Here is an 11,758-nt window from a genome sequence, read left to right on the forward strand (position 1 = left end):
AATTACATCAGCTCGAGCTATATTCATTCTTCCGGCCAAGAAGAATGCCCCGGATTTCTGAAAGGGCGCAATTTATACACGATCAGCAGGCAAAACTCAAGGCTATTCTAGTCTGGTTTCGCGCAAAAAATGCATGCGATCCCTACAGATCATTAAAGCCAGCCACGTTCAGCAAAGGAAATAACCTCTGCATCGCCAACCACAAAATGATCTAACAACTTAATGTCGACTAAAGCCATGGCTTGAGAAAGACGTTCAGTTATAGCGCGGTCAGCGCGACTCGGCTCAGCAACTCCGGATGGATGATTGTGAGCCAAAATAACGGCGGCGGCATTATGCGCTAAAGCGCTTTGAACTACAATACGCGGATACACTGGCGACGCATCAATTGTGCCGTAAAATAACGGCTCGGCTTTAATCAGCCGGTGTTGGCTGTCTAAATACAACAACATAAAGACTTCACGCTGTTCCATGCCGATGCTGTATTGCAGATAATTTTTTACCAGGCCGGGTTCAGTAAAGACGGTTTCGCGCTGCAAATTCTCATATAAACAGCGGCGGCACAGCTCTAATACCGCCTGAGTTCGCACATATCGGGCCAAACCCAAACCTCTGCAACTACAAAATTTTTGCCGGCTGGCGGCAAAAAGTTGCTTTAAGCTGCCAAATTCACCCAATAATTCCCGCGCCAGCCCTACTGCATCCAAACCGGCGAGACCATTACCGAGAAATACTGCCAATAACTCAGAATCCGATAAAGCTGTGGCACCGCGCGCTAACAATTTTTCACGTGGCCGGTCTGCTTCCGGCCATTGTTTCATGTTCATCTCTCTTCCTTGAGTTTATACCCTCCATCCTTGAAGATACGGGGTCGTTGCCATCACTCATCCGCCCTAGTCACATAGATAGCTATGCTCCTCGGGTCGGACTCACTCAGCGCCTACCCGCATCTCCAATGATCTTGGGTACATACCCTCATCCTTGAAATGTCGGTCCGCTAGTGTCATCCCGGATCTTCAATGATTTTGGGTATAGTTCATGTTATCTTATTGCCACGAATTTCAGGCTGGGTTTCCCCGTAATGACCTCTGTGACTCCTTCCCTGCCGCTGCAGGGCAAAAATATTCTGCTTGGTATCAGCGGCGGTATTGCTGCTTATAAAGCAGCGGATTTAGTCCGTCGTTTAAAAGAGCGTGGTGCCGATGTCCGGGTGATACTGACCCCGGCTGCTGCTGAATTTATTACTCCTTTGACGTTGCAAGCCTTGTCTGGCAACCCAGTAGGTCAGTCGTTGTTAGACCCTGCGGCTGAAGCCGCGATGGGTCATATTGAACTGGCGCGCTGGGCCGATTTTATTCTGGTCGCCCCGGCATCTGCCGATGTGATTGCCCGGATTGCCCACGGTATGGCCAACGATTTACTGACCACCTGCATTCTGGCCGCCAGCGCGCCACTGGCCGTTGCACCTGCCATGAATCAGCAGATGTATAAAAACATAGCTACTCAAAATAATTTAGCAACCTTAAAATCACATAATATTCACATTTATGGCCCAGCGGCTGGAGATCAAGCCTGTGGTGATGTCGGCATGGGGCGGATGTTTGAGCCGCTGCAGTTGGCAGAGTTGCTGGTTGAGCACTTTCAAACAACGGGCAGTACACCAGCTAAACCACTGACAGGCTTAAAGTTTGCCATCACTGCAGGCCCTACCCGTGAAGCCATTGATCCGGTGCGTTATATCAGCAACCATAGTTCTGGCAAAATGGGTTACGCCCTAGCTTCCGCTGCTGCAACATTGGGCGCAGAAGTCACATTGATCAGTGGCCCGGTACAGCTGGCAACCCCTGGCGGGGTCAGCCGGATTGATGTGGCAAGCGCCTTAGAGATGCAACACGCCGCTTTAACTGCTGCAAAAGTACATGACATTTTCATTGGCTGTGCCGCTGTAGCGGACTACCGGATGGCGGAAGTAGCGCCGCAGAAACTTAAAAAATCCGCAGATAATGATTTACTAACACTGCAACTGGTGAAAAATCCGGACATTATCGCAAGCGTTGCCGCCTTAACGTCACATCGCCCATACACAGTGGGATTCGCCGCCGAAACAGAACAAGTAGCGCAGTATGCAAAGCAAAAATTACTGAATAAAAACTTAGACTTAATTTGTGCCAATGATGTCTCGGTAGCTGGACAAGGCTTTAACAGCGAGCAAAATGCCCTGACTGTTTATGGTCGACAGTTTGAACAAGCGCTGCCACTGCAAGACAAAAACACCCTGGCACAGGCCCTGATCACTTTGATTGTTGAGCAATACCAAAATGAAAAAAAACATTGAACTGAAAATTCTCGACCCACGCATCGGCACTGAATATCCACTACCAGCCTACGCCACGCCAGGCTCTGCCGGCCTGGATTTACGGGCTTTATTAGATGCGCCGCTGGAATTAAAGCCAGGTGAAACCTTTTTGATCCCAACCGGCATCGCCATTCATATTGGTGACCCGAACCTGTGCGCCACTATTCTGCCGCGCTCTGGCCTGGGCCATAAACACGGTATTGTGCTGGGTAATTTAGTCGGTTTAATTGATTCGGATTATCAAGGTCAACTGATGGTTTCAACCTGGAACCGTGGCACCGATACCTTCACCATTCAACCAGGTGACCGTATAGCGCAACTGGTATTTATGCCGGTGGTGCAGGCCGATTTCAGTCTGGTGCTGGATTTTGACCAAAGTGAACGTGGTGAGGGTGGTTTTGGCCATTCAGGTCACCATTAATTGATCGCTGCGATGAATCAATGAGAAAAGCGCATTTATGAGTACAGTGCGCAGCGCCAACCGCAAAGATGAAATTCTGCAGGCCTTAGCGGCAATGCTGGAAAGCCATCCGGGCCAGCGCATCACCACTGCCGCGCTGGCAGCGAAGGTCGGCGTGTCGGAAGCTGCGCTGTACCGGCATTTTCCCAGTAAAGCGCGGATGTTTGAGGGGCTGATTGAGTTTATCGAAACGACTTTACTCAATACCATCAATGCGATTTTACAAGAGCACAAACAAACCGAAGTCCGGGTAGAACTGATTTTGCAGATGTTGCTGGTATTTGCCGATCGCAATCCAGGTATCTGCCGCATTCTGACCGGCGATGCACTGCAGGGTGAACAAGAGCGGTTGCGCGAACGGGTGGCACTGCTGTTCGACAAGCTGGAATTGCAGCTGCGCCAATGCCTGCGCGAACGCAAGTTGCGGGAAGGTAAAGGTTTTATTCAGGATGAAAGCGATCTGGCGAATGTATTACTGGCGTTTTGCGAAGGTAAAATTCACCAGTTTGTGCGATCTGGGTTTACCCGGATCCCCAGCCAGCAATTTGCCAGTCAGTGGCTAGTATTAAGGCAAAGTTTGTTTAGTGAGATTCCGGGCAGCCTATAACGCATAAAGCCGCCATTAACCGGCAAATTTCTGATAAATCGCCACGCCCCACACCACTGCAACAATAGTTAAACTTAACGTCACTGCAGCCGAGCCTAAATCTTTGGCACGCCCGGACAACTCATGCCGTTCTAAACTCACCCTATCGGTTAAAGTTTCAATCGCCGAATTGAGCAGCTCAACAATTAACACTAATAGCAGCACCGATACTAACAACGCCCAATGCTGCGCCGATTGCGCCAACCAAAATGACAATGGCAGCATCACAATCGCCAAACCCGCTTCTTGCCGAAACGCCGCTTCAAACCGCCACGCCGCGACAAAACCTTTGCGTGAACATTCCGTTGCTTTCAGAATTCGGCCGAAACCACTGCCATTAGGTTTATTGATCACTGTTTCACCATTGATTTGATTAAGAAATCTGAAATCCGCAACATTTGGGGTCAGAATGACTCTGACCCCATTGATTCCAGCAACAGCGTTATCGCATTGTCAGCTTAAGAAAAACTGAAGCCGCTTATACTTTAACGCCATATTGTGCGCGATAGGCCGACACAGCTTCCAAATGCTCCACCAGCTCAGGTTTGCCTTGCAGGTAATTAATCAGGTCGTTCAGGCCAATAATCGACACCACTTTGGTACCAAAATCACGCTCAACTTCCTGGATCGCCGACAATTCACCCTGACCACGCTCCTGCCGATCCAGTGCAATCAGCACACCAGCAAGCTGTGCACCCTGCGCCTGAATGATTTGCATCGATTCACGAATAGCCGTTCCAGCGGTGATGACATCATCCACCAGCAAAATGCGACCATTCAGCGGCGAACCGACTAAACTGCCGCCTTCACCATGAGTTTTGGCCTCTTTCCGGTTAAAGCAATAAGGCACATCCCGTTGATGTTGATCAAACAGCGCCACTGCGGTAGTGGTTGCGATCGGAATACCTTTATAAGCCGGGCCAAACAGTACGTCGAATTCGATGCCGGATTCCTGCACCGCAGCGGCATAAAAACGGCCTAATTTGGCTAAATCCCCGCCGGTATTAAACAAACCGGCATTGAAAAAGTACGGGCTGGTGCGACCGGATTTCAAAGTGAAAGAGCCAAATTTCAGCACCTGACGACTCAGGGCAAACTCAATAAATTCAATCTGAAAAGCTTTCATTACTACCTCAGGCTCAGGCTAAAACACGTTTTTGTTCGTCGATGATTTCGCGGATGGCAATCTTTGCCAGTGACATCATGTCTTGCATTTCTTCAAAGCTAAATGGTGCCGCTTCTGCAGTGCCTTGAATCTCAATGAGTTTGCCGGTTTCAGTCATTACCACGTTCATGTCGGTGTCGGCTGCTGAATCTTCAGTGTATTCCAGATCGGCCACTGCTTCGCCTTTGTAGATCCCTACGGAGACTGCAGCAACCATATATTTTAATGGGTTGGTTTTGATGGTGCCTTTAGCGCGTAAATGACTTAACGCATCACATAAAGCCACACAAGCACCGGAAATAGCGGCGGTGCGGGTGCCGCCATCGGCCTGGATCACGTCACAGTCGAAGGTGATGGTATTTTCGCCTAATAAGGATAAATCAACAGCGGCGCGCAGGGCACGACCAATTAACCGTTGAATTTCCATGGTACGGCCGCTTTGCTTGCCACGGGCAGCTTCGCGATCGTTACGGGTGTGGGTAGCGCGTGGCAGCATGCCGTATTCAGCGGTGATCCAACCTTTGCCCTGGCCTTTCATAAAGCGCGGCACGCCTTCTTCAACCGAAGCAGTACACAGCACTTTGGTGTTGCCAAATTCCACCAGCACTGAGCCTTCGGCGTGCGCGGTAAAACTACGGGTGAAACTGATCGGACGAATTTGACTGGCTGTTCTGCCGCTTGGACGCATGAGGAACCTCTGTTTGCTGAATACACTGAATTTCAATCGGCCATTATAGGGGCATGCGCGCCGTATTGCCATCCGCAGCGCCCTTGCCAGGGCTCCCCTGCGCAAAGTAATTGCGGTTGCAGCTTCAATCAGGACGGGTATACTCAGTTTTTTGCGGTAATTTAGTGCCGTATTCATTGCCGTATTTTTTACCATGCTTTTGAAAGCACAAGTTGCAGTAAAGCAGCGGTAAGTTTATCTATTTAAGGACCCTTCCATGATCCATAGCATGACCGCCTTCGCCCGCCACGAAATTAAAGCCAGCTGGGGCAACGCCGTCTGGGAAATCCGCTCAGTTAACCAAAGATATCTCGAGAGTTATTTTCGGTTACCTGAGCAATTTCGCGGTATTGAAGGCCTGCTGCGCGACAAACTGCGCCAGACCTTAAACCGCGGCAAACTGGAAATTAACCTGCGTTACAACGCTGCCAACGCCAGCGGCGAGCTGAAAATTAACGACGCCTTCGCCGCGCAGTTATTACAATCAGCCCAACAATTACTGGAAAAATGCCCGCAAGCCCAGCTCAACGTTGCCGACATTCTGCGCTGGCCCGGCGTGATGGAAACCCAGGAAGCGGACATGGACAGCCTGCAAACTGAACTGCTGGCCGGTTTTGATATCGCCTTAAAAGATTTCCAGGCCGGCCGTGGCCGTGAAGGAGCCGCCATCGAACAAATGCTGCGCGACCGCCTCGACCAAATCTCCGGCCACGTCGCCACCCTGCGCACCCACTTGCCACAAGCACTACAATGGCAACGCGACAAAATGCACACCCGTTTGCAGGAAATTAAAGCCGACATCGACAATAACCGCCTCGAACAAGAAATGGCCTTCCTCGCCCAAAAATCCGACGTCGCCGAAGAACTCGACCGCCTCGACGCCCACATCAAAGAAACCCGCCACAGCCTAAAACAAGGTGGAGCCGTCGGCCGCCGCCTCGATTTTATGATGCAGGAATTTAACCGCGAAGCGAATACCTTGTCTTCGAAGGCGATTTCTACTGAGATTACTAATACTGCGGTGGAGTTGAAGGTTTTGATTGAGCAGATGCGGGAGCAGATTCAGAACGTGGAATAATGCAAAACTATCAATAAAAAAATAAATCCTGTGACATCTCTGAGTATATAGAATTCTATCAGAAACCACCATTAGTCCCCTTTTTTAGGGGAAGCTAATGGTAGTAAAACTGTTCTGTTGAATTTCATTTAACCGTACAACCGGATCAAATGCAGAGTTAGCTTCTTCCTCGGAAGTTTTAAAACTGCAGGTAGAAGTAAACATGGGTTTGCTGGTGATGCAATTGATTTGGTGTTTCACATACAGACCAACGTCAATTTCGAATAGCTTCCTTTTCCAAATAATTGTCAATACTTGCCCCGCCTGAACATAACTACACAATCAGGCAAAGCAGCTATGCAAAAATTGTTTATTTATCAATTGCTAATTCTTTAGCTCATATGCGTTATTGAAATAAACACCAAATTTTTTAACATCTAGTACTTCAAAATTTTCTTTACCGAACGACTCAACCACAACATCTTTAATGACTACAGGTAACACTTCATACAGCTCTTTTAGCGCATTAGCTCGCCCCGTAACTAATTCATAAAAACTAGCACCATCGATAATTCTCACAGAATCATTTAATTGAACTTGCTTCCCTAGCGCTCTATCTGATGGTTGAAATACTCTGTCAAATCGAGCTGGTGACTTCGGCACTACAGTTACAAAATACGCTGTATATCCATGATATGTACTTGATTTTTTTGATACTTTCTCGTGCAAAGAGCGATGTTCTTCAGCCAACCGCCCTCCAGTCAATGTATTGTGCTTATTCTTTACTTCAGCAATAATTTTTTTTTCTTTATTTATTAAATCGAACTCTGCACCAACATTTAAATCTTGCCACCCATTTACTTTACCTAGTATCTTTTGGTGCAAAGCACCAATGTGATTGGTCAAAGTTTTTTGACACTGACGAATCATTTCTGATTTTTTCCATGTTTCATGATCGAATCCAGATATCGCAGCATCAAAAATTGTTGCGAATGGGTCGATAACATTCTTGGAAAAGTCTTTTTCGACTGATTTTTGTCTATTGAAACCAATTTCCAATACTTCTTTTACCAAGGACTTTAAATCACTGTCATTAATAAATTCTAAATACGACATCATTGCTCCCGCAATTCTCTAAAAATATGCACAGAAACTAAATCATACGTACCTGAAAAAGGCAATAGCTTACCAAGAAGATTCCACCGTAGATGGGACGATAAAAACTCTATCTATATCAGTGCGATTTCAAAATTTCAGAACCTACTGCTTGAAAAAGCTGGACCGGCCTGTAAAAATACTGTATATTGGATCAGTATTTCAACCTCATGATTGGGGAAATTTTAAATGTTACAAACCCAGAATAGCTACCCTTGCAAACACTATAGCGTTGAAATTCTTGCAGATATTCTATCATTACCAAAAAGAGCGATAGAGGCTAGAATTTCGAAAGGTGAACTCAAAGCAGATCCATCTACTGGCTTGATCTCCAATGAGCAAGTTGAGCACCTTCCTGAATTGCAGTTTTTTAAAAACTCAATTTGGGAACAAGAACTGAATATCAAGCCAGTTCGTAAATTTAATCTTGTTGAGTTGTTTGCTGGGGGAGGAGGTTTAGCTCTTGGCATGGAACAAGCTGGTCTGGAGAGCATATTTTTAAATGAGCTTGATAAATATGCATGCCAAACACTAAGACACAATAGGCCGAACTGGAATGTAGTTGAAGGCGATATTTCGAAAATTGATTTCAGCGCTATTGAAGAAACAGTCGACATTTTGACTGGTGGTTTTCCATGCCAGGCATTTTCATATGCAGGAAAGAGTTTGGGCTTTGAAGACACTCGCGGCACATTATTTTTCGAAATGGCAAGAGCAATTAATGAGCTTCAACCAAAAGTCTTCATGGCGGAAAATGTTAGAGCTTTGTTAACTCATGAAAATGGAAAAACGCTAGAAACAATTAAGAATGTAATTGATGAGCTTGGCTATGAACTTATTGAGCCTAGAGTATTAAAGGCGATTTTTTTTAAGGTTCCGCAAAAAAGGGAACGATTAATCCTGGTTGGTATTCGTAAAGATCTCGCAAAGAATGTTGAGTTCATATGGCCATCCCCGTTTCAACGCATTATGACTTTGAAAGACGCTTTTTACAAAGGCGAACTATATGAATCTGATGTGCAAACGTCTGAAGGTCAGTTATACCCAAAAAGAAAACAAGAGATACTAAAGCATGTTCCACAAGGCGGCTATTGGCGAGATCTACCAGATGACTTGCAACGAGAATATATGCAGGGAAGTTACTTTCTTGGTGGCGGAAAAACTGGAATGGCACGGCGACTGTCTCTTAATGAACCAAGCTTAACACTGACAACGTCACCTGCACAAAAACAAACTGAAAGATGTCATCCTATTGAGACTCGTCCATTGCAGGTACGAGAGTACGCAAGAATTCAAACGTTTCCTGATAGTTGGGAATTTAAAGGGTCAACGAACGCCGCTTATAAGCAAATTGGGAATGCAGTGCCTGTGAATATGGCCGCTGCTCTCGGCAGATCTTTAGTGCGGTTACTAAATAATATTGAAAAAATGTAGCTTTTTAACTAAGCGGGAAACATGTACTGTCTCCCGCTTAGTTAAAACGATAGACAGCATTTTTAGTTCGAGAATTTTTGCATCACTAAAGTTGCATTAGTCCCACCAAAACCAAAGCTATTTGACATGACAGTATTCAAAACTGCACTTTTCGCTTCGCGCACGATATTCAACCCTTCTGCAGCTTGGTCAATCTCGTCAATATTTATGGATGGAGCAATAAACCCGTGTTCCATCATAAGCAAAGAATAAATAGCTTCATGAACACCAGCAGCTCCTAATGCATGTCCTGTCATTGCTTTAGTTGCACTAATTAAAGGGCTATTGTTACCAAAAACCTGTTGAATTGCGCCTAGTTCTTTCACGTCGCCAACAGGAGTCGAAGTACCATGAGTGTTCAGATAGTCGATTGGAGCCGTGAGGTTCTGCATTGCCATTTGCATGCAACGAATAGCACCTTCACCACTTGGAGCAACCATATCGTAACCATCGGAAGTGGCACCATAACCTACAACTTCAGCATAGATTTTTGCACCACGAGCTAGTGCATGCTCGAGTTCCTCAATTACCAATATTCCACCGCCACCAGAGATTACAAAGCCATCGCGATTTGCATCATAGGTACGAGATGCTTGCATTGGTGTGCTGTTGTATTTACTGGATAATGCTCCCATCGCATCAAATTCCATGGCAAGAGTCCAGTGAACCTCTTCTCCTCCCCCTGCAAAAATAACATCTTGCTTGCCCAGCTGGATGAGTTCAACAGCATGACCAATACAATGGGCACTTGTAGCGCAAGCAGAGCTAATGGAGTAATTGACACCTTTAATCTCAAAAGGTGTGGCCAGACAAGCTGAGCACGTACTAGACATTGTCTTTGGAACGGCATAAGGTCCAACGCGCTTAACGCCTTTTTCACGGAGCGTGTCAGCAGCTTCAATCTGAGTTTTTGAGGATGCTCCCCCAGAACCGACGACTAAACCAGTGCGTGGGTTTGAAACCTGTTCTGGTGTCAATTGGGCGTCAGCGATTGCTTGTTTCATTGCGATATATGCATAAGCCGCAGCATCGCCCATAAATCTTAGAGCTTTACGATCAATCAAAGCGGCGGTATCGATATTAATTTGCCCCCAAACTTGGGATCGCAAACCCATATCGGCAAATTCTTGAGAAAACGAAATCCCAGATTTACCAACTTTTAGAGATTCCAACACCTCATCTTTGTCGTTACCGATACTAGATACAATGCCTAATCCGGTGATTACTGCTCTTTTCATTTAAACCCCAGTAGCTTTCGAAAATAAAGTTCATTCTACGGTGTTTTGGCGTTCAACTGGTCTAAGTTCAGATTCCGCCATTTTAAAGATTTAAATGACTTTACTCGTTGAAGTGAAGGTTTGTGGAAACTTCGTTGGTACTTTTGTAGCTAAACTTGTATCAAAGCAAAGTACAGCTGGAGTTCTTTAGACATCATATTAGAAAGCCTTACCGTTTAGGAGTACTCAATGAGAGCTTAATATGAGCAAATCGTTGTTAGGTTTTTTGTGACCTTCTCTGATCTGAGAGTCAGCATTTTATCGTCACCCTATTCATTCACTAACGTTGGGCGAATCGTACTTTCAAACGCATCCATTAATCGGATTTTATGAAGTAGCTTTTGCTGGATTGCTGGCAAGCTGGTGTCGTTAAAACTAGCCTTGTAGCACCGACATGATTCTTTCAACTCATTCCAGGGTGTCCCACAATCTGACTCTCTAAAATGCTCGTCTGCGAGACGTCGCTGGCCATCTGTATTAATATTATTGCAATAGTAGTTAATACAGAAAGATTTCCCCTCTCGACCATCCAAAAACAGCACTACATCAGAGTCGGAAGTCCAATCCTCTATCGCAAACCGTATTGCCGGGTAGCCATACCAATGCACAATCGAACTAGTGAGCTCTTTATCCAGCGTTTCAGCCAGAACACTACGCAAAGAATCCTGATACAGCTTGATCATCTCCACTTTAAAATCTTGCGCTTCCTTAATTTGCGTAAGATTCTTCAACACAAAATGCAGATTATCTTCAGATAGGCTTGGTTTAGACATCACATGCTCCAGATGCAACAAAAATTCACGTAAAAGGACAGCCCATTTATTCAGTGGTTGACTAATAAACCAATCACTCAGATTGATTTTCAGGGCGCTAATAAATGCCGGATAGCTGACTCCAAGCCATTTAGCATGTTCCGACGGCACGGTTCCGGAAGGAGATAAAACAACATAAATGGGCCTTTTATCGGAAAATTTATTTTCCACATGCCCTTCGTAGTCGGTGAATGGATTATTTTGGTGATGAAAAATCTTGTTTTCTATCACCATCACCCAGTCAGTGCTGACCAGTAAAAGGTCGAGTCGTTTTCCCATCTCGGTGCTAACTTCCCTATCAGGCGGAGAAATCAGCGAACAATCAATACTCTTAGAGTCTTCAGGAAGACAATCAACCAAAGCCTTTAACACCAGGTTATCGAGTCCATGGGCAGCACTGTCATCCAGGAAAAATGACAACAGATCAGAAGTCGGATTCTCGTAATACCCCCGGCTGCCGATACTGAATATCGTGAGTTCACGCTCCTCACCCTGGTGCAAGGTTTGCATTTTTTCTATCAGTGCACGAATGTTGTCTACCGCCTGCGTACTCGTATCCATGGATGTCTCCAGCCCTCTTTTCTTCAGCGCTCGCTGACAGGTGAGTTGTATGTGAAAGTTATATCGTGA

The 11,758-nt window shown here is 45.9% G+C and carries 12 protein-coding genes; 5 read left to right on the forward strand and 7 right to left on the reverse strand.

Annotated features, from left to right (window positions below; genetic code table 11):
• Positions 1–152: 152 nt before the first annotated feature.
• On the reverse strand, positions 153–827 hold the full coding sequence (gene radC / locus A5320_RS17230) for a RadC family protein (protein ID WP_068067776.1): 675 nt from the start codon (positions 825–827) through the stop codon (positions 153–155).
• Between the two features lie 254 nt (positions 828–1,081).
• Here radC and coaBC point away from each other — a divergent pair, with 254 nt between their 5' ends.
• Genes coaBC through slmA form a run of 3 tightly spaced genes read left to right on the forward strand, consistent with a single transcriptional unit; the run spans position 1,082 to position 3,423 of the window.
• Positions 1,082–2,335 (forward strand): bifunctional phosphopantothenoylcysteine decarboxylase/phosphopantothenate--cysteine ligase CoaBC, encoded by a 1,254-nt coding sequence (gene coaBC / locus A5320_RS17235; protein WP_068067779.1) that lies wholly within the window; start codon positions 1,082–1,084, stop codon positions 2,333–2,335.
• Entirely contained in the window at positions 2,319–2,777 is a 459-nt protein-coding gene (gene dut / locus A5320_RS17240; RefSeq protein ID WP_068067782.1) for a dUTP diphosphatase, read from the forward strand. The genes coaBC and dut overlap by 17 nt, the downstream gene beginning before the upstream one ends.
• 37 nt (positions 2,778–2,814) lie before the next feature.
• Positions 2,815–3,423, forward strand: a complete 609-nt coding sequence (gene slmA, locus A5320_RS17245; protein WP_068067784.1) for a nucleoid occlusion factor SlmA — start codon at positions 2,815–2,817, stop codon at positions 3,421–3,423.
• 15 nt (positions 3,424–3,438) lie between these two features.
• On the opposite strand, the gene A5320_RS17250 is transcribed toward slmA, so the two are convergent.
• From A5320_RS17250 to rph, 3 genes are all read right to left on the reverse strand, one after another.
• A complete protein-coding gene (locus tag A5320_RS17250) occupies positions 3,439–3,816 on the reverse strand; it encodes a diacylglycerol kinase (RefSeq protein WP_331712117.1) in 378 nt (125 codons plus the stop codon).
• Positions 3,817–3,940: 124 nt separating this feature from the next.
• A complete protein-coding gene (pyrE, locus tag A5320_RS17255; protein ID WP_068067786.1) occupies positions 3,941–4,588 on the reverse strand; it encodes an orotate phosphoribosyltransferase in 648 nt (215 codons plus the stop codon).
• Between the two features lie 13 nt (positions 4,589–4,601).
• On the reverse strand, positions 4,602–5,315 hold the full coding sequence (gene rph, locus A5320_RS17260; RefSeq protein WP_068067788.1) for a ribonuclease PH: 714 nt from the start codon (positions 5,313–5,315) through the stop codon (positions 4,602–4,604).
• Between the two features lie 256 nt (positions 5,316–5,571).
• On the opposite strand from rph, the gene A5320_RS17265 reads away from it, so the two are divergent.
• On the forward strand, positions 5,572–6,432 hold the full coding sequence (locus A5320_RS17265) for a YicC/YloC family endoribonuclease (RefSeq protein ID WP_068067792.1): 861 nt from the start codon (positions 5,572–5,574) through the stop codon (positions 6,430–6,432).
• Between the two features lie 363 nt (positions 6,433–6,795).
• Here the strand turns inward: A5320_RS17265 and A5320_RS17270 are convergent, their stop codons facing one another.
• Positions 6,796–7,527, reverse strand: a complete 732-nt coding sequence (locus tag A5320_RS17270; RefSeq protein ID WP_068067795.1) for an Eco47II family restriction endonuclease — start codon at positions 7,525–7,527, stop codon at positions 6,796–6,798.
• 228 nt (positions 7,528–7,755) lie between these two features.
• Here A5320_RS17270 and A5320_RS17275 point away from each other — a divergent pair, with 228 nt between their 5' ends.
• The gene (locus A5320_RS17275) at positions 7,756–9,000 is read left to right on the forward strand and encodes a DNA cytosine methyltransferase (protein WP_068067799.1); all 1,245 of its coding nucleotides are present in this window, start codon (positions 7,756–7,758) and stop codon (positions 8,998–9,000) included.
• 62 nt (positions 9,001–9,062) lie between these two features.
• Here the strand turns inward: A5320_RS17275 and fabB are convergent, their stop codons facing one another.
• Together fabB and A5320_RS17285 are read right to left on the reverse strand one after the other, a co-directional pair.
• A complete protein-coding gene (gene fabB, locus A5320_RS17280) occupies positions 9,063–10,277 on the reverse strand; it encodes a beta-ketoacyl-ACP synthase I (RefSeq protein ID WP_068067802.1) in 1,215 nt (404 codons plus the stop codon).
• 308 nt (positions 10,278–10,585) lie between these two features.
• Positions 10,586–11,689, reverse strand: a complete 1,104-nt coding sequence (locus A5320_RS17285; protein ID WP_068067806.1) for a PDDEXK-like family protein — start codon at positions 11,687–11,689, stop codon at positions 10,586–10,588.
• Positions 11,690–11,758 lie beyond the last annotated feature (69 nt).

This window comes from Rheinheimera sp. SA_1 (genome assembly GCF_001669775.1).
Lineage (GTDB): Bacteria > Pseudomonadota > Gammaproteobacteria > Enterobacterales > Alteromonadaceae > Pararheinheimera.